The sequence below is a fragment of the Nonomuraea sp. NPDC050547 genome, assembly GCF_044457345.1.
Classification (GTDB): Bacteria; Actinomycetota; Actinomycetes; order Streptosporangiales; family Streptosporangiaceae; genus Nonomuraea.
This window is the reverse complement of the sequence record NZ_JBITGW010000005.1, coordinates 479,307-495,309: the sequence shown is the minus strand read 5'-3', so window position 1 is coordinate 495,309 and position 16,003 is coordinate 479,307. Positions and strand designations below refer to the sequence as shown.

The following is a 16,003-nucleotide window of genomic DNA, read 5'->3' as shown; positions in this document are numbered from 1 at the left end:
GAGCCGCGCGTCGGCGGCGTCCCTGACCGCCAGTACGGCTGGGCCGGAGGCACTCGATGTGACGGTGCAGACGCGGCCGCGGTGGTGCCGGTGAGGGGAAGCGTGCGGAGGGGCTGGAACCCGCAGCCGGTGGGTGGCGCTGATGCGGCCTGGACCGGAGTGGCGAAGGTGAGGAGGAGTAGGAGGGCTGCGATGAGTGCTCACAGGGGAGGCCTTCATGGCACATATTAACGGTCTTGACCGTAATGAGAAGAAGGGTCTTCTGACACCATGGCGGCATGAGCGGACCGGTGCGGATCATCGCGGTGCGACACGGCCAGAGCGAGGCCAACCTCGCCTATGAACGGGCGCGCGAGCGTCCCCTCGTCTACGAGCGCGGCGACCAGGAGGTCACCCTGACCGATCTCGGCAGGCGGCAGGCGGCCGCGGTGGGGCACGTGCTGGCGGCGTTGCCCGAGGCGGAGGCGCCGGAGGTGGTGTGGTGCTCGCCGTACCTGCGGGCGCGCGACACCTGGGCGCACGCGCAACGGGCGTGGGGCGTCGAGACGACGCTGCCGCTCACCGTGGACAAGCGCCTGCGCGACCGTGAGATGGGCGCCCTGGCCCCGTTCAACCGCGCGGCCGTCGCCGAGCGCTTCCCCGAGGAGGCCGCCCGCTTTCTGTCCGAGGGCGAGTACGCCTTCCGCCCGCCGGGCGGCGAGTCCTTCGGCGACGTCGTGGTACGGCTGCGCGCCTTCGTCGGCGACCTGCGCGCGACCGCCCGCGGCCGGAGGGTTCTGATCGTGGCCCACGACGCGGTCGTGCTGCTGCTGCGCCACGTCCTGGCCGGCAAGCCCGACGCCGAACTGCCCTCCGTGCACCGCTACGCCCCGATCCGCAACGCGTCGGTCTCCACCTGGCACGTGGTGGACGGGCGGATGGAGGTGCTGTCGTTCAACGACGTGAGGCACCTGGCCTGAGACCGGGCCGCCCCGCCACTGCGGGTGGCGGGGCGGCCGGAGCGGGCGGGCGTGCCACGCGACGGCACGACGGCCCAGCGCACCGCCCTGCCAGCAAGGCGGCGATCCTCCTCCGGGATGGATGTCCCCGACGGTAGGGGAGCCCGCTTTCGATTCGCTTTTCCGGCCCCATCTACCTCACAACCCAGGTAAAAGGGTGACACCTGACCCCCGCCACACCGGCCTGGGCGGCGTGGTGCCGGCCACCGGGCGGCTGGAGCGGCGGCGCCGTACCCAGGAGCGGGTGGAGGAGGCGGCGCTGCGGCGCGGCCTCTGACCGTCCCCGGCATCGCTACCGTTGGGTTCATGCCCAAGACACCCGACAGCTCCCGCCGCAGCGAGCACTCGCGCCAGGCGATCCTCGCGGCCACCCGCGCCCTGATCTCCGAGGTGGGCTACGAGAAGGTCGCCATCGAGGCCATCGCCGCGCGGGCGGGCGTCGGCAAGCAGACGATCTACCGGTGGTGGCCGTCGAAGGGCGCCGTGATCTTCGATTCGATCCTGGCGCTCAGCGAGGACGCCGAAGGACAGGACATGGCTCTGCCCGACACCGGCGATCTGGAGGCGGACCTGAAGCGGGTGATGCGCGCGACCGTCGCCGAGTTCGCCGACCCGGACTTCGAGAAGCCGATCCGGGCGCTGACCGCCGAGGTGATCAACGACGCCGGGCTGGCCGAGCAGTACCGGGACAAGCTCGCCCGGCCCGTGGACGAGGCCAAGAAGGCCCGGCTGCGCAGCGCGCAGCGGGCCGGGCAGCTCGCCGCCGACGCCGACCTCGACCTGGTGCTCGAAGTGCTCTACGCGCCACTGTTCCAGCGGTGGCTGCAGCGCTCGGGCCCGCTCACGCCCGGGTACGCCGACGCGCTGGTCGAGGCCGCGCTCAAGGCGTTTCGGCCCGGGTGAACTCGGCGATCCAGTTGGTCTCCCAGGTACGCTCGCCGTCCACGGAGAAGGCCTGCTCCCACCGGCAGTGGTCGGCGTCGATCCTGATCCAGAGGAAGCGGCAGCGCACCGGCGTGCCCTCGTGCTCGTCGTCGCAGAAGAACGCGCCCCGGTCGCCGTCGAAGCGTCCCACCACGGGCGGCAGCCCGAGCACGGGGTCGGCGCCGCTGACCCAGTAGATCGACCAGAGGTCGGTGGCGGGGTCGTGCAGGCGCAGGGTCAGCCCCGAGGTCCCCTTGGTGGGGAAGGTGACCTCGTCGCAGCTGGCCGCGCCGGACAGGTGCCGCGTGGCGCGCGTGTACCCGGGGAACTCCTCCCAGTCGTCGCTGCCCGCCAGCCGCTTGGTCAGCTTGCGCTGGTGCGAGGTCCAGGTGCCCTCGAAGAAGTCGAAGTTGTTCATGGGCAGAAGCTAGGAGCGCGTCACTGACATCTCCTGTCAGTGCCTGAATCCTTTTATGGTGTTCCTGCCTCTTATGTGTGTCCCGGCGATCCCGCCGGGACCTGACCCGGAGGTTGCCCACCATGACCATCGCCATCATCGCCGTGGCCGCCGTGCTCGTCTGCACGTGTACGGTCGTCGTGCTGCGCCGCAGGAGCCGTGGCCGTGGCTGACACGACCTGGCCCGACGAGCGTCTCATCGCGGCCGCGCAGCGGGGCGACGTCGACTCCATCGCCGCGCTGGTGTCACGCTCGCAGTCGCACGTACGGCGGTTCGCCCACGCGTTGTGCACCACCCCGGAGGACGCCGAGGACGCGGCGCAGGAGGCGCTGATCATCCTGTACCGCAAGATCGGGGTGCTGCGGGCCTCGGCGGCGCTGGCGTCGTGGATGTTCCGCATCGTCCGCAACGAGTGCCTGCGCCGGGCGCGGACGCTGACCGGTCACCACCTCCCGATCCTCGACGGCGCCCAGCGGTCGGCCGAGGAGGAGGTGCTGCTGCGCCTGGAGGCCGGGATCGTGGCGGAGGCGATCGCCGAGCTGCCCGCCGACCAGCGCAGCGTGCTGATCATGCGCGACGTCCAGGGCCACAGCGGGCGGGCGGTGGCCGCCGCGCTCGGCCTCAGCACCCCGGCCATGAAGTCCCGGCTGCACCGCGCCCGCACCACGGTCCGCGCCACGCTGCTGAGCTCGGTGGGGGGCGACCATGGCTGACGGACGGGACTTCGCCAGCGGGTCGCTGCCCCGGCACCTGGTGAGGGGCGTGATCGGCTTCGGCGCGCTGGCCGCCGCGGTCGCGCTGCTCCCGGTGACCGGGCCGGTCAGCCTGCTCCTGGCGCCGCTCGGCCTGCTGGCGCTGCGTGGGTGCCCCACGTGCTGGGCCATCGGGCTGATGCAGACGATCTCCAGAGGACGGCTGCGCCGTAGCTGCGTGGACGGGCGCTGCGAGCTGACTAGCTCCAGAACCCCGTCGTGAGCGCCGCCTGGAGTGCCGCGTGGGCGGCGTCGTCGTACGGCGTCATGCTGAGGCTGAGCTGGCGGGCGCCGTCGGAGCTGTGGAAGGACAGGGTGGTGTAGCCGAGGATGGCGCCGCGGTGACCGTAGGCGGTGCCGCAGGGGGAGCCGGCGATCTCCAGGCCGAGGCCGTGGGCGCCGCCGATGCCCGGGGTCTTCATCAGCGCGAGTTCGACGGGCGGCAGCAGGCCGCCGGTGAGCAGGGCGTGGAAGAAGGTGTTGAGGTCGGCGGCGGAGGACATCATGCCGCCCGCGGCGCCGGCCGCGGTGGGGTCGAGGCGGGTCACGTCGCGGATCCTGCCGCCGGTCATGAGGTAGCCGCGGGCGTGCGGGCCGTTGATCGCGGTCGAGGAGGTGGGGGTGCGGGTGGCCGTCAGTTTCAGCGGCTTGATGATCCGGTCGGTGATCTCTCTGGTGTACGGCCGGCCGGTCACCTCCTCGATCACCATGCCGAGCAGGAGGTAGCCGGTGGCGGAATGGGCGTACCGGGTGCCGGGGGCGGACAGGACGGCCAGGTCGACGAGCTCGCGCGCCCGCCGGGGGCGCCCGGGGCCGGTGTGCTCGGCGACGGTGTTCTCGGGCAGGCCGCCGGTGTGGCCGAGCAGGTGCCGGACGGTGATGTCCGGCACCGCGTTCCCCAGGTGGGCGCCGAGCGGGTCGTCCAGCCCAAGCCGGCCCTCGGCCACGAGTTGCAGCACGACCGTGGCGGTGAAGGCCTCGGTGACGCCGCCGATGCGGAAGCGGCCGTTGACGGGGGCGCGGCGCGGACGGCCGAGCTCGATCACGCCCGAGGCGAGCCTGGTGGTGCGGCCGTCCCAGCGGAGCTCCGCGATCACCGCGCCCGCTCCGGCCGCTACGATCCTGTCCAGTTCCGGCTGCAGCGGGGCGGTGGTCACGCGCACGATGGGCCCTTCCGAAGGGGGGACGACCCTTCGACACTGGCAGCCCGAGGATGGCCGCGCCTCCCGCCTGAAGCCGAGTCCGCGCCTCCGTCGCCGGTCGGAGCGGCATCGACCAAAGTCGTGGTTCAGGGGGTCACGGCGATGCGGTGATCGTAGGACAGGCCGTGGGGTGAGCAGGGCACGCCCGTCTCGCGTGGGCACAGCACGTGGTGGTCCTCGGCGCGCGCCACGTAGAGGCGGTAGGGGTGGGGCGCGCTCAGGTGCTCGGGGGTCATGGGACGCCCGCCGCGCGCCGGGTCGCCCGGGTAGACGGCCAGGGCGGGCTCCAGGTCGGTGACCTGCCTGGCCGTGGCCGACATGTAGACCGCCTGGCCGCTTCCCGGGGTGACCTGGGAGTCGAAGACGACCATGCTCAGCCGAGGGCGGACCGCCAGGTTCCCGGAGTGGACGGTTTCGGGGGAGGAGACCCAGTAGAAGTCGCGGTAGCCGTCGTGGGCGAAGAACACCGGGCTGGCCCACGGGGTGCCGTCCCGGCCGGCGGTCGCGAGCGTCACGTACACGTTGGCGTCGATGATGGAACGGGCCATCGCCGCCAAGTCGTCGTTCATCAGGATCGTCCGCCTCTCCGGTCGGTCGCGCCGGGTCTCGAAGGCGTGCGCTCCCGGTCGAGGCGGCAACCCTAGTCCCCGGACGCCGCACGGGCCAATGCGGCGGCCGGGGAGCGGTGGCGGGCGGCTACTTGATCGGGCCGCAGGCGATCCGGCCGCCCGCGTCGCCCGTGCGCTGGGTGGCCTCGTCCGGGCCGGTGGCGCTGTAGCGCTCGGGGATGTTGGCCAGGTTGTCGGGCAGGGCGTGCACGATGACGGCGCTGCCGTCGGCGTCGGTGAGCTGGCGGACCCGGAAGCGGTCGGTGACCACCGAGGCCGTGCCGGAGCCGTCCGCGGCGACCAGCAGCGGCGGCAGGTCGCCCGAGTGGTGCGAGTGGGTGGAGCCGCCGAGGTCGAAGTGGCCGCCGGCGGTGTAGAACGGGGACACCTTGCCGGTCGCCGGGTCGATGGCGGCGGGGTCGCAGATGCCGGTCGTGTGGACGTGGAAGCCGTGGTAGCCCGGGGGCAGGCCCTTGACGGTGACCGACAGGCGCGACTTGGTGTATCCCTCCGCCCGCAGGGCGAGAGTGCCGACCGGTTTGCCCGCGACGTCGCGGATCGTGACCGCGACCGGGTGCGCCTCCTGCGTGGTGGCGGTGGCCTGGGCCACGGCGCTGACGCCGATGGCCGCGACCGCGGTGAGGAGCGTGGCGCAGATCGTCAGGTGGAGGGTCCGTGGCTGCGGTAACGGCGCCATCGCGAACGGCCTTTCGCTGCGGGGAAGGGACTCCGTCGAGGGTAAAGGCCATCCGCCGGGATTCTGTATAGGATTTGGTATAGCAATGTGGTGGGTGGCCGGGGTTATGGCCATCCTTTACAGTCAGGTGGACATGACGAGGTCGGCTCGGGATCGGGTGGCGTCGTCGGCGAACCAGCGGTCCTCCGCGGCGAACCACGCCTGCCACTCCGCCTCCAGGCCGGCGCCGTCCCTGGCCCGCACACGGTCCCAGCGGGTCGCGCGTGCGGCCTCCAGCCAGACCCGGAAGGCCAGGAGGTGGTCGGCGTCGCGGCGGGCCGTACCCACGCCCTCGATCACCAGGACCGGAGCGGGCGGGACGTCGAGCCACGTCGTGTAGCGTGCGCGGTGCCAGTCGTAGCGGCGGAAGCGTCCGGGGCGGCCCGCCGACAGCGGGTCCAGGACCTGCTCGCGCAACGCCGCGAACCAGGCGCCGGGGCCCTCCGACCACGGCACGGGGAAGTCGTCGCTGTGGATCACCTGGCAGTCGAGCGCCTTGCCCAGCCGTCCCGCGAACGTGGTCTTGCCCGCTCCTGCGGGCCCGTCGACGGCCACGAGGCGGACCGGGCCGCACGACGGCGGGAGGTCGCTGATGCGCTGGGCGAGGGTTTGCACGCTGTCGAGGGTAGGGGGCGACAGAAAGGACCTGGCAAGCTGAGAATATTGACTTTCCCCGGGATGGAGGTTGATCTTGCTCGGACCCCTAGGCGACATCGTCGTGCTCGATCTGTCCAGGGCCCTCGCGGGTCCGCACGCCGCCCAGATGCTCGGTGACCTGGGCGCCAAGGTGATCAAGGTGGAGCACCCTGACGGGGGTGACGAGTCGCGGGGCTGGGGACCGCCGTTCGTCGGGCCGGAGCATGACATCTCCACGTACTTCCTGGCGGCCAACCGCAACAAGCTGTCGGTCGCCGTCGACCTCAAGAGCGACGGCGGCAGGGCGCTGATCGAGCGCCTGGTCCGGCAGAGCGACGTGCTCATCGAGAACTTCCGCACCGGGGTGCTCGACCGGCTCGGCCTCGCCGTGGAACGGCTGCGCGAGCTCAACCCGCGGCTGGTGGTCCTGTCCATCACGGGGTTCGGGCACGACGGCCCGGAGGGCGGGCGGCCGGGCTACGACCAGATCGCGCAGGGCGAGGCGGGGCTGATGTCGCTGACCGGTCCCAGCGCGGAGGAGCCCTACCGCGTGGGGGCCTCGATCGCCGACCTGCTCGCGGGCATCCACGGCGCGTACGGCGTGGCCGCCGCCCTGTACGAGCGCGAGCGCACCGGCGAGGGCCGGATCGTACGGACCTCCCTGCTGGCCGCGGTGACCGGCGTGCACTCCTACCACGGCACCGCCTGGACGGTCGGCGGCCAGGTCCCGCGGGCCAACGGCAACCACCACGTCTCCATCGCCCCGTACGGGGCCTTCCACTGCGCCGGCGGCATGCTCCAGATCGCCGTCGCGAATGAGACTCAATGGCGAAAAGTCGCCACCCTCCTCGGCATAGACCCAGATATCGCGAAATATCGCACCAACCGCGACCGCTTCCGCCACCGCGAGGACCTCATCCAGGACATGGAGAAAGCCCTGGCCGCCCACGACCGCGCCCACTGGCTGGCCGCGCTCGGCGAACTGGGCGTCCCGGCCGGCGCCATCCGCTCCCTCGACGAGGTCTACGCCTGGGACCAGACCCGCTCCCAGGGCCTGCTCGTCACCGTGGAGCACCCGGTCCTGGGCCGCATCGAGCTGCCGGGCCCGCCGCTGCGCTTCGACGGCCTGCCGCCGGCCGAGCACACCGCCCCGCCCGAGCTGGGCCAGGACGGCGACGCGGTCCTGGCCTGGCTGGAAGAGCGGGAGCGATGATCGACAGCCGTCCCGACGCGCACGCCCTGATCCGCGCGGTCCTGGACGAGGGCTCCTGGCGTTCCTGGGACGCGCCGCCGGTCGACCCGGTGCGCCCCGACTCCTCCTACGCCGACGAACTGGCCGCCGCCCGCGTCAAGTCCGGCTACGACGAGTCGGTCGTGACCGGCGAAGGACGGCTCGACGGCCGGCGGGTGGCCGTGGTGGCCAGCGAGTTCTCCTTCCTGGCCGGTTCGATCGGGGTCGCCGCGGCCGAGCGGATCGCCGCGGCGGTGGAGCGGGCGACCGCCGAGGGGCTGCCCCTGCTGGCCGCGCCCGCCTCCGGCGGCACCAGGATGCAGGAGGGCGCGCTGGCTTTCGTGCAGATGGTGAAGGTCACCGCCGCGGTGCAGGCGCACCGGGCGGCGGGCCTGCCGTACCTGGTGTATCTGCGGCATCCCACGACGGGCGGGGTGTTCGCGTCGTGGGGCTCGCTCGGCCACGTGACGGCGGCCGAGCCGGGGGCGCTGATCGGCTTTCTCGGGCCGAGGGTGTTCGAGTCGCTGCACGGCTATCCGTTCCCCGAGGGCGTGCAGGTGGCCGAGAACCTCTACCGCCACGGCCTGGTCGACGCGGTGGTCTCGGCCGAGGCGGCGCGGACGATCGCGGTGCGCGCGCTGAGCGTGCTGTGCGCGCGGGCGGAGGAGCTCGACCCGGGCCGGCCGCCCGAGGAGGACCTGCGGCCGGTGGAGGCGTGGGAGGCCATCACCCGCTCCCGGCGCGACGACCGGCCGGGCGTGCGCACGCTGCTCAAGCTGGCCGCCACCGACGTCACCCCGCTCAACGGCAGCGGCGAGGGCGAGAACGAGCCCGGCCTGCTCCTGGCGCTGGCCAGGTTCGGGGCGGCACCGGCGGTCGTGCTCGGCCAGGACCGGCGCCGCCAGCGGGTCGGCGCGCCGCTGGGCCCGGCGGGGTTGCGGGTGGCCAGGCGCGGCATGCGGCTGGCCGCCGAGCTGGGGCTGCCGCTGGTCACGGTGATCGACACGGCGGGCGCGGCGCTGTCGAAGGCGGCCGAGGAGGGCGGCCTGGCCGCGGAGATCGCGCGCTGCCTGGCCGACATGGTCTCGCTGGAGGCGCCGACGGTCTGCCTGCTGATGGGGGAGGGGGCGGGAGGCGCCGCGCTGGCGCTGCTGCCGGCCGACCGCGTGCTGGCAGCCCAGCACGCCTGGCTGTCGCCGCTGCCGCCGGAGGGCTCTTCGGCGATCCTCTACCGCAGCGTCGACTTCGCCCCGGAGATCGCCCAGGCCCAGGGTGTACGCGCGACGGACCTGCGCAGGAACGGCATCGTCGACCGGGTCGTGCCGGAGCTGCCCGACGCCGCCTACGAGCCGAGGGCGTTCGCCGAGCGGGTGGGCAGGGCGCTGGAGTACGAGATCGCCACGGTGCTCCGGTTGAGCCCGCAGGAGCGTAAGGAGGCCAGGAGATCGCGCTATCGCGCGCTTTGACACGAAAAAATATGACTGGACACTTGTATGGTCGCCAATACATGCGTATAGCATGTTGGACATGCGACCAGTTTCTGATGAGGATCTGACGGCACGCGCCCGTATCCGGGACGTCGCCATGGCGCTGTTCGCCGACAAGGGCGTCAGAGCCACCACGATCCGCGGCATCGCCGAAGCGGCCGGGGTCTCGCCCGGCCTGGTCCAGCACCACTTCGGCTCCAAGGACCAACTGCGCGAAGCGTGCGACGAGTACGTCCTGTCCTACATGCGCGCCCAGGCGAAGGCCGGGGTCACCGACCACAACCTGGAAGATCCCGACTTCATCGAGAGCGTCCACCGCACCGCTCCGCCCCTCATGCACTACCTCGGCCGGGCCCTCGTGGACGGCTCGCCCGGCGCGGCGGCCATGTTCGACCAGCTCGTCAGCGTCACCGAGGAACACCTGTCCAAGCTCGACGACAGCGGCGTCGACCACCGCGCCCGCGCGACCGTGCTGACCGCCATGAAGCTCGGCATCACCGTGCTGCACGAGCACGTCACCCGCGCGCTCGGCGTGCCCATGTTCTCCCCCGACGGGGCCCTGCGCGTGGGCAAGGCCCAGCTCGACCTGATCAAACCGGAATTCCTGGGCCGCGAGCTGTTCGAGCAGGCGCGGACAGGCTTGGAGAAGTTCGAGGAACGCCAATGAGCACCGCTGTACGCGCCAAGGGCCTGGTCAAGACGTTCGGCCAGGCCAGGGCCCTGGACGGCCTGAACCTCAGCGTCAAGACGGGAGAGGTGCACGGCTTCCTCGGCCCCAACGGCGCAGGCAAGACCACCACCATCCGCGTCCTGCTCGGCCAGATGCGCTCAGACGGCGGCGAGGTCGAGCTGCTCGGCGGCGACCCCTGGCGGGACGCGACCGAGCTGCACCGCCGCCTCGCCTACGTGCCCGGCGACGTCACCCTGTGGCCCTCGCTGAGCGGCGGCGAGGTCATCGACCTGCTCGGCCGGGTACGCGGCGGCCTCGACCCGCGCCGCAGGGCCGAACTGCTCGACCGGTTCGAACTCGATCCGCGCAAACGCTGCCGCACCTACTCCAAGGGCAACCGGCAGAAGGTCGCGCTCGTGGCCGCCTTCGCCTCCGACGTCGAGCTGCTGATCCTGGACGAGCCCACCTCCGGCCTGGACCCGCTGATGGAGGCGGTCTTCAACGACTGCGTCCAGGAGGAGAAGGACCGCGGCCGCACCGTGCTGCTGTCCAGCCACATCCTGTCGGAGGTGGAGACGCTGTGCGACCGCGTGTCCATCATCCGCGCCGGCCGTACCGTCGAGTCGGGCAGCCTCGCCGACCTGCGCCACCTCACCCGCACCTCGGTCACGGCCGAGCTCATCGGCCCGGCCGACGGCCTCGCGCGGCTGCCCGGCGTGCACGAGCTCACCGTGGACGGCGACCGGCTGCGCTGCCAGGTCGACGGCGCGGCGCTCACCCCGGTCCTCACCGAGCTGGCCAGGGCGGGCGTGCGTTCGCTGACCAGCCAGCCGCCGACGCTGGAAGAGCTGTTCCTGCGTCACTACGAGGGGTCGGCGCGATGACCGGCCTCGGTGCGCTGATCCGGCTCATCCTGCGGCGCGACCGCGTCCTGCTGCCGGTCTGGATCCTCATCAGCGCGGTGCTCCCGGCCACCATCGCCGCCAGCACCGTCCGCCTCTACACCGACCAGGCCGCGCTCGACGCCTTCACCCACGCCTCGATGAACAGCCCCGCCCAGCTGGCCACCCGCGGCGTCATCTACGACGCGAGCGTCGGCGGCCTGACCGCCTGGACGCTCGGCTCCTCCGGTGCGCTGATCGGCGGCCTGATCAGCATCCTGCTCGTCATCCGCCACACCCGCGTCGAGGAGGAGACGGGCCGCCGCGACCTGCTGTCCTCCGGCGTCGTCGGCCGCCACGCGCCCCTGGCCGCCGCCCTCGTGGTGGTGCTGGCGGCGAACCTGCTGCTGGGCCTGCTCAGCGTGCCCGGCCTGGTCGCCAACGGCCTGCCCGCCGGCTCGTCGCTGCTGTTCGGTCTCTCCAGCGCCGCCGCGGGCTGGTGCCTCGCGGCCGTGGCCGCCGTCGCCGCGCAGCTCACCGCCGGATCCGGTACGGCCCGCGGCATCGCGATCGCCACCAGCGGCGTCTTCTTCGGCATCCGCTCGCTGGCCGACTCCGGCGGCATCGGCTGGCTCGCCTGGCTGTCGCCGTTCGGCTGGGTCCGCCTGACCCGGCCCTACGGCGGCGACCATTGGTGGGTGCTGGCCGTGGTGGTGGTGTTCGTCGCGGTGGCGGGGGCGGCGGCGTTCGCGCTGTCGGCCCGGCGCGACCTGGCCGGCGGCCTGCTGCCCACCCGCGCGGGACCGGCCGAGGGCTCGCTGGGCGGCGCGTTCGCGCTGGCCGGGCGCCTGCACCGGGGCACGCTGATCGGGTTCACGATCGGCTTCGCGGCGATCGGCGGCATGATCGGATTCTCGGCGCGCGGCCTGGACACTCAGCTGGACACGCAGACGCTCCGGCAGCTCGCCGAGACCATCGGCGGACCCGGCGCCGGCGTCTCCGACGTGTTCTTCACGTTCATCCTCTACGTCATGAGCCAGCTCGTCGCCGGGGCCGCGCTGGTCTCGGCGCTGCGCGCCCGCGCGGAGGAGGCGGCGGGCCGGGCCGACCTGCTGCTCTCCACGCCGGTCGGCCGCCTGCACTGGGCGCTCGGCCACCTCTTCTACGCGGTCTTCGGGCCGGCGCTGCTGCTGGCCGTGCTCGGCGGTGTGGCCGGGCTCGCCTACGACGGCGCCCCGCTGCGCGTCGCGGGCGCCACGCTCGCCTACCTGCCCGCGGTCTGGACCGTGGTCGGGGTGGCGGTCCTGCTGTTCGGCGTGCTGCCGCGGCTGGCCGCCGCGGTCAGCTGGAGCGTGCTGGGCCTGATCCTGGCCGTCGACCTGGTGGCGGAGTTCAAGCTGGCCGACGGGTTCGTGCTGGAGCTGTCGCCGTTCGTGCACGTGCCCGCGCTGCTGCTGGGCCGGGGCGCGCCGGCCGCGGCGCTGCTGGGGCTGACCGCGGTGGCGGCGGCGCTGGCCGCGGCGGGGCTGGTGGTGCTGCGCCGCCGCGACCTGGCGCCCTCTAGCTGAGTCCCGCCCTGTCCCACGTCCACAGCACCTTCCCGGCGGCATCGTAGCCGGTGAAGGAGAGGTCCGGCCAGTGCAGGCCCTTCTTGGCCACCCCGTCGGGGACCGGTGCGGCGAACATCGCCACGCCGTGTCCCCACGGGTCGGGGACGGTCTCGGCGGCCACCCTGCCGCCCCTGGACGCGCCCTCGATCCGGGCGGTGCCGGGAAGGGCGAAGCCGTACCAGGTGTCCTTGTGCTGGCTCCACTGCACGGGCTGCTCGCGGCCGACGATCGCGCGCAGGTTCGTCCCGGGCAGGCGCTCGAAGGAGCCGGGCAGCACCTTGCCGTCCTTCCAGAAGTGCAGGCACATCGGGGCCTGCAGGTGTGCCGACACGCCGCCGGGCAGGGCCTGGCCTGCGCCTTCCCGCGTGGGGATCTGCGAGCAGCTGTGGTCCCACACGTCGACGCGTTCGAGCTCGCGGCCCTTCTCCCGGTGGGCGAAGGCGGCGATCTTGACGTTCGCCGGGTGCCGGACCGCCCACACCGCCGCCGGTCCGCCCTTGACCTTCAGGATCTGGGCGGGGATGCGGGTGCCGTCGACGGTGACCGCCGTGACCGCCTCGGTCGCGGGCGACAGGGCGCCGTAGGCCAGCACGGCGCCCGGCTCCGGCAGGTAGGTGGCGAGGAAGTCCCTGGAGGAGAACCGGCGGTCGAGCTCGATCGTGGAGCAGCCGCCGGACTTGCGTCCCTCCGGCCGCACGCCCCCGGAGGCGCACAGCAGCGTCCCGTCGGTGTTCTTCGTGAACCACAGCTCGACCGGCCCGAAGGAGAAGTCCTCCGTGCCCGGCACGACGATCTTGTCGCTGATCCGCTCGCCGGAGAAGGCGAACTCCTCCTGCTTCTCCGGCGGCGGGTCGTCGCGCCAGATCTCCGCGCCCCGCGCGTCGTAGGCGACCAGCGTGTGCCGGCGATCCTCGTCCCGGGCGTCGGCCGTCAGCGCGAACAGGCCCAGGTTCAGCCCCCACGGGTCGGGCCGCGGGGTCAGCGTCAGCTCGCGGCCTTCCCGCGTCCACACGATGCGCGCGACGTCGGGTCGGGCCGCGCCGAACACCACGCCGTCCTCGGCCTGAAGACGGACCGGCCACGGCCGGTCCGCGGCGCCGCCCTTCCACAGGTACGCCTCCTTGAGCGGTATCGAGCCCACCTCCTTGCCGGCGCGCGTCCAGATCACCTCCAGGTCGGTCGCGCCGGGCTGGGTGTCGTTCGGAACCTGGTAGGGCCGCAGCGACAGCCCACCCGCCATCTCGTACGGCAGGCCGGCCGGCTTGGCCTTGCGCGAACGGCTCGTCAGCATCGCCCGGGGCATCTCCCCGAGCACCCGCTGCGCCGCGTCCAGGAACTCCACCTTGGTGACCTGCTCGGCGGCCGCGAAACTCACACTCCAGATCACCATCGGCGCCCCCGGCACCCGGTGCACCGCCCCCGCGATCCGCCGTCCGTCCCCCGTCACCGCCCTGACCCCGGCGCTCTCCGGCTGGGCCAGGCCGTAGTCGAGGACCGTGGCGGCGTCCTTCCCGGCCGCCGAGCCCTCGTAGGTGCCCGGTCCCATGCCGTGGATGGGCGCGCAGGAGCCGACCGGCTCCCGCCCCCGCCCGGACAGCGCGCAGAACTGCGGATTGCCGAGCTTGCCCTTGGCGAACCACAGCTTCAGGCCGTCGAGCTCCACCGGCTCCCCCACCGGTGTCAGCCCTGTCATCAGCCGCCGCTGAAGCGTGCCGGGATCGGCCGCCGAGTTCCTGCCCAGGCCCCCGTTGAGCAGGACAGGAACGAACAGCGCGATCACCGCGACCGGGATCGCCGCCAGCAGCCAGCGACCTCTCCGCGGTGGCAGCGGCGTGCGCGCGCGCACGCTCAGCCAGGCGTTCTGGCCGGCCTCGTAGGTCTGGGCGCGAGCGTCCAGCGCGGCCTTCAGCCGCTCCTCCAGGGGGGTCACGCGTCCTCCTCGAGCGCCCGGCCGAGCGCGGCCAGGCCCCTGCTCGCATGCGTCTTCACCGAACCGGGCGAGACGCCCATGGCCGCGGCGATCTCACGTTCGGAAAGGTCCAGCCAGTAGCGCAGCACCAGCGCCTCCCGCTGGCGGCGGGGGAGCCGGTCGAGCGCCTCCAGCAGTTCCCGGTGCTCCTCGGCGAGGATGACCGACTGCTCGCTGCTGCGCGCCGGCTCCGGCGGCTCGGGGCGGCGCAGCCGTGTCAGGCGCAGGTGGCGCAGACGGTTGCGGGTGAGGTTGCAGACGATCGCGCGCAGGTAGGCCACGGCCGCGCCGTCGTCGCGCAACTGCCCGGTGTGCAGGCGGGCGAACGCCTCCTGGGCGATGTCCTCGGGGTCGTCGGCGCCCAGCAGTCCGGCCAGCCGTACCAGGGGCTGGTAGTGGACGGCGAACAGTTCGGCGAACGACGGCGGCGCCTCCCGCACCGGCGCGACCGAGGTCGTTTGTCGGTTCACGCCCCTATAGACCCACGGATAACGCATCGGTTGACAAGGAATACGGAAATGTCATCGCTTAGTCGGTGATGGCGGCCGCTGTGCTCTCTTGCGGTTACTCGGGAACCATAGGAGAGTCTTGGCTGACGTGCACTTGTGAGAGGCTGGGAGCCTGATGGTGGCCAAGCAGTACAGCGGAACGGCGGACGAGGCGGACCTCAGGCGCGCGGACTCCCTGGCGAGGGAGATCTTCTCGGACGTCGCCAACAAGTGGGCGCTGCTGATCATCGAGGCGCTCGGCGAGCGCACCCTCCGCTTCAGCGAACTGCGGAACGAGGTCGAGGGCATCAGCCACAAGATGCTCACCCAGAACCTGCGCATGCTGGAGCGCAACGGCCTGGCCATGCGGAAGGTGCACCCCACCGTGCCGCCGCGGGTCGAGTACACGCTCACCCAGCCGGGCCAGGCCCTGCGGGCGACGGTCGACCTGATGTGCGGCTGGACCCACCAGTACTTCGGCCACATCGAGACCGCCCGCCGCACCTTCGACGCCTGACCGCTAGGGCACGGGGATGCGTTCGACCCTGATCGAGAACACTTCCTCGCGGGGCACGACGACCTCGTAGGCGCCGTGGTCGACCATCCAGTAGCCCAGGGTCTCGGCCTTCATGCCGCTGTGGCCGGTGTAGGCGATGTGCAGGCCGTCCTCGTCCTCGTCCAGCACGATGCAGGGCTCGCCGCCGAACGCCGCCACCGTGCGCACCAGCACCAGCCACTCGACGTCGGCCCGCTTGACCGTGCGCCGCCAGTAGCCGGAGGCGGCCTCGAAGCCCGCCAGTTCCTCCTCGCTGAACAGCACGACCTCGTCGCTGTCCGGGCCGAGCGCGGTGGGAAAGGTGCGCTCCTCGAAGCGCGCCACGAAACCCGAGGTGATGGGAACACTCATGCCGCGGGCCGCCAGGTCAGCCCGTCGTAGGCGGCGAACGGGCGTTCGGACTCGGGGCTCACGTGGACGATCTCGGCACCGGCCGGGATCGGCATCGGCATCGTGTGGAACTGCGGCACCACGTGCTCGCGCGAGGTGGTGAAGCCGTTGCCGGCGAACGGCGGCGTGTCGCTCCAGTCACCGCCCATGTGCGGTCCGTACGGCACGGCGTAGGTGTCGACGTCGCGCGCGTACCAGCGCATCACATACAGCTCGGGCACCTCGGCCGTCAGCTCCGATCCTTCGAACGACAGGTCGAGCCCGTGGAAGAGCTGCCTGGGCGTGCTCAGTCGCGCGCAGTCCTGCACGCGGTAGACATATCCGGAGATGACCGTGCGCTTGCCCGACAGATAGGGCACGAGCAGACGCGGCGGGACCACCTTCTGCATTTGCGTTCTGCTCACGTC

19 protein-coding genes are annotated in these 16,003 nt (G+C 72.5%); 10 read left to right on the top strand and 9 right to left on the bottom strand.

What is annotated here, in order from left to right:
* The first annotated feature begins 278 nt into the window (after positions 1 to 278).
* Positions 279 to 959 (top strand): histidine phosphatase family protein, encoded by a 681-nt coding sequence (locus ACIBHY_RS16030; RefSeq protein WP_397307013.1) that lies wholly within the window; start codon positions 279 to 281, stop codon positions 957 to 959.
* Between the two features lie 345 nt (positions 960 to 1,304).
* Complete coding sequence (locus ACIBHY_RS16025) at positions 1,305 to 1,901, top strand: TetR/AcrR family transcriptional regulator (protein ID WP_397242703.1); 597 nt, start codon at positions 1,305 to 1,307, stop codon at positions 1,899 to 1,901.
* On the opposite strand, the gene ACIBHY_RS16020 is transcribed toward ACIBHY_RS16025, so the two are convergent.
* Complete coding sequence (locus tag ACIBHY_RS16020; RefSeq protein WP_397242705.1) at positions 1,879 to 2,340, bottom strand: hypothetical protein; 462 nt, start codon at positions 2,338 to 2,340, stop codon at positions 1,879 to 1,881. The genes ACIBHY_RS16025 and ACIBHY_RS16020 overlap by 23 nt on opposite strands.
* A gap of 204 nt (positions 2,341 to 2,544) precedes the next feature.
* Between ACIBHY_RS16020 and ACIBHY_RS16015 the strand changes: the two genes are divergently transcribed.
* Together ACIBHY_RS16015 and ACIBHY_RS16010 are read left to right on the top strand one after the other, a co-directional pair.
* On the top strand, positions 2,545 to 3,093 hold the full coding sequence (locus ACIBHY_RS16015) for an RNA polymerase sigma factor (RefSeq protein WP_397307012.1): 549 nt from the start codon (positions 2,545 to 2,547) through the stop codon (positions 3,091 to 3,093).
* Positions 3,086 to 3,355 (top strand): hypothetical protein, encoded by a 270-nt coding sequence (locus ACIBHY_RS16010; RefSeq protein WP_397307011.1) that lies wholly within the window; start codon positions 3,086 to 3,088, stop codon positions 3,353 to 3,355. Before ACIBHY_RS16015 ends, ACIBHY_RS16010 begins: the two co-directional genes overlap by 8 nt.
* On the opposite strand, the gene ACIBHY_RS16005 is transcribed toward ACIBHY_RS16010, so the two are convergent.
* The 4 genes from ACIBHY_RS16005 to ACIBHY_RS15990 all read right to left on the bottom strand — a co-directional run bounded on the left by ACIBHY_RS16005 (position 3,333) and on the right by ACIBHY_RS15990 (position 6,293).
* Complete coding sequence (locus ACIBHY_RS16005; protein ID WP_397307009.1) at positions 3,333 to 4,295, bottom strand: serine hydrolase domain-containing protein; 963 nt, start codon at positions 4,293 to 4,295, stop codon at positions 3,333 to 3,335. The two genes, ACIBHY_RS16010 and ACIBHY_RS16005, sit on opposite strands and share 23 nt — an antisense overlap.
* A gap of 125 nt (positions 4,296 to 4,420) precedes the next feature.
* Entirely contained in the window at positions 4,421 to 4,903 is a 483-nt protein-coding gene (locus ACIBHY_RS16000) for a pyridoxamine 5'-phosphate oxidase family protein (RefSeq protein ID WP_397242713.1), read from the bottom strand.
* A 127-nt stretch (positions 4,904 to 5,030) separates the two neighbouring features.
* Positions 5,031 to 5,639 carry a superoxide dismutase family protein gene (locus ACIBHY_RS15995; protein ID WP_397242715.1) on the bottom strand — a complete coding sequence of 203 codons (609 nt, stop codon included), beginning with the start codon at positions 5,637 to 5,639 and terminating at the stop codon, positions 5,031 to 5,033.
* Positions 5,640 to 5,762: 123 nt separating this feature from the next.
* The gene (locus tag ACIBHY_RS15990; RefSeq protein ID WP_397307008.1) at positions 5,763 to 6,293 is read right to left on the bottom strand and encodes a uridine kinase; all 531 of its coding nucleotides are present in this window, start codon (positions 6,291 to 6,293) and stop codon (positions 5,763 to 5,765) included.
* A gap of 76 nt (positions 6,294 to 6,369) precedes the next feature.
* On the opposite strand from ACIBHY_RS15990, the gene ACIBHY_RS15985 reads away from it, so the two are divergent.
* The 5 genes from ACIBHY_RS15985 (at position 6,370) to ACIBHY_RS15965 (ending at position 12,151) form a co-directional block, all read left to right on the top strand.
* Entirely contained in the window at positions 6,370 to 7,527 is a 1,158-nt protein-coding gene (locus tag ACIBHY_RS15985) for a CaiB/BaiF CoA transferase family protein (RefSeq protein WP_397307007.1), read from the top strand.
* The gene (locus tag ACIBHY_RS15980; protein WP_397242721.1) at positions 7,524 to 9,011 is read left to right on the top strand and encodes a carboxyl transferase domain-containing protein; all 1,488 of its coding nucleotides are present in this window, start codon (positions 7,524 to 7,526) and stop codon (positions 9,009 to 9,011) included. The genes ACIBHY_RS15985 and ACIBHY_RS15980 overlap by 4 nt, the downstream gene beginning before the upstream one ends.
* A gap of 61 nt (positions 9,012 to 9,072) precedes the next feature.
* Positions 9,073 to 9,699 carry a TetR/AcrR family transcriptional regulator gene (locus ACIBHY_RS15975; RefSeq protein ID WP_397242723.1) on the top strand — a complete coding sequence of 209 codons (627 nt, stop codon included), beginning with the start codon at positions 9,073 to 9,075 and terminating at the stop codon, positions 9,697 to 9,699.
* On the top strand, positions 9,696 to 10,586 hold the full coding sequence (locus tag ACIBHY_RS15970) for an ATP-binding cassette domain-containing protein (RefSeq protein WP_397242725.1): 891 nt from the start codon (positions 9,696 to 9,698) through the stop codon (positions 10,584 to 10,586). Before ACIBHY_RS15975 ends, ACIBHY_RS15970 begins: the two co-directional genes overlap by 4 nt.
* Positions 10,583 to 12,151 (top strand): ABC transporter permease, encoded by a 1,569-nt coding sequence (locus ACIBHY_RS15965; protein ID WP_397242727.1) that lies wholly within the window; start codon positions 10,583 to 10,585, stop codon positions 12,149 to 12,151. The genes ACIBHY_RS15970 and ACIBHY_RS15965 overlap by 4 nt, the downstream gene beginning before the upstream one ends.
* On the opposite strand, the gene ACIBHY_RS15960 is transcribed toward ACIBHY_RS15965, so the two are convergent.
* Entirely contained in the window at positions 12,144 to 14,123 is a 1,980-nt protein-coding gene (locus ACIBHY_RS15960; protein WP_397307006.1) for a hypothetical protein, read from the bottom strand. The genes ACIBHY_RS15965 and ACIBHY_RS15960 overlap by 8 nt on opposite strands.
* Positions 14,120 to 14,632, bottom strand: coding sequence for an RNA polymerase sigma factor (locus tag ACIBHY_RS15955; RefSeq protein WP_397242731.1), 513 nt, complete (start codon positions 14,630 to 14,632; stop codon positions 14,120 to 14,122). Before ACIBHY_RS15955 ends, ACIBHY_RS15960 begins: the two co-directional genes overlap by 4 nt.
* A 154-nt stretch (positions 14,633 to 14,786) precedes the next feature.
* Between ACIBHY_RS15955 and ACIBHY_RS15950 the strand changes: the two genes are divergently transcribed.
* Positions 14,787 to 15,167 (top strand): winged helix-turn-helix transcriptional regulator, encoded by a 381-nt coding sequence (locus ACIBHY_RS15950; protein WP_397242733.1) that lies wholly within the window; start codon positions 14,787 to 14,789, stop codon positions 15,165 to 15,167.
* 3 nt (positions 15,168 to 15,170) lie between these two features.
* On the opposite strand, the gene ACIBHY_RS15945 is transcribed toward ACIBHY_RS15950, so the two are convergent.
* Both ACIBHY_RS15945 and ACIBHY_RS15940 read right to left on the bottom strand, forming a co-directional pair.
* Positions 15,171 to 15,557 carry a hypothetical protein gene (locus tag ACIBHY_RS15945; protein WP_397242735.1) on the bottom strand — a complete coding sequence of 129 codons (387 nt, stop codon included), beginning with the start codon at positions 15,555 to 15,557 and terminating at the stop codon, positions 15,171 to 15,173.
* Positions 15,554 to 16,000, bottom strand: coding sequence for a hypothetical protein (locus tag ACIBHY_RS15940; protein ID WP_312896416.1), 447 nt, complete (start codon positions 15,998 to 16,000; stop codon positions 15,554 to 15,556). Before ACIBHY_RS15940 ends, ACIBHY_RS15945 begins: the two co-directional genes overlap by 4 nt.
* Positions 16,001 to 16,003: the final 3 nt, after the last annotated feature.

What these genes read in the sequence shown, in the direction of transcription:
- ACIBHY_RS16010 (WP_397307011.1), top strand. Translation starts at nt 3,086, where the DNA reads ATGGCTGACGGACGGGACTTCGCCAGCGGGTCGCTGCCCCGGCACCTG.
- ACIBHY_RS15945 (WP_397242735.1), bottom strand. Translation starts at nt 15,557, where the DNA reads ATGAGTGTTCCCATCACCTCGGGTTTCGTGGCGCGCTTCGAGGAGCGC.
- ACIBHY_RS15975 (WP_397242723.1), top strand. Translation starts at nt 9,073, where the DNA reads ATGCGACCAGTTTCTGATGAGGATCTGACGGCACGCGCCCGTATCCGG.
- ACIBHY_RS15980 (WP_397242721.1), top strand. Translation starts at nt 7,524, where the DNA reads ATGATCGACAGCCGTCCCGACGCGCACGCCCTGATCCGCGCGGTCCTG.
- ACIBHY_RS16000 (WP_397242713.1), bottom strand. Translation starts at nt 4,903, where the DNA reads ATGAACGACGACTTGGCGGCGATGGCCCGTTCCATCATCGACGCCAAC.
- ACIBHY_RS15995 (WP_397242715.1), bottom strand. Translation starts at nt 5,639, where the DNA reads ATGGCGCCGTTACCGCAGCCACGGACCCTCCACCTGACGATCTGCGCC.
- ACIBHY_RS16030 (WP_397307013.1), top strand. Translation starts at nt 279, where the DNA reads ATGAGCGGACCGGTGCGGATCATCGCGGTGCGACACGGCCAGAGCGAG.
- ACIBHY_RS15950 (WP_397242733.1), top strand. Translation starts at nt 14,787, where the DNA reads ATGGTGGCCAAGCAGTACAGCGGAACGGCGGACGAGGCGGACCTCAGG.
- ACIBHY_RS16025 (WP_397242703.1), top strand. Translation starts at nt 1,305, where the DNA reads ATGCCCAAGACACCCGACAGCTCCCGCCGCAGCGAGCACTCGCGCCAG.
- ACIBHY_RS15970 (WP_397242725.1), top strand. Translation starts at nt 9,696, where the DNA reads ATGAGCACCGCTGTACGCGCCAAGGGCCTGGTCAAGACGTTCGGCCAG.
- ACIBHY_RS16020 (WP_397242705.1), bottom strand. Translation starts at nt 2,340, where the DNA reads ATGAACAACTTCGACTTCTTCGAGGGCACCTGGACCTCGCACCAGCGC.
- ACIBHY_RS15965 (WP_397242727.1), top strand. Translation starts at nt 10,583, where the DNA reads ATGACCGGCCTCGGTGCGCTGATCCGGCTCATCCTGCGGCGCGACCGC.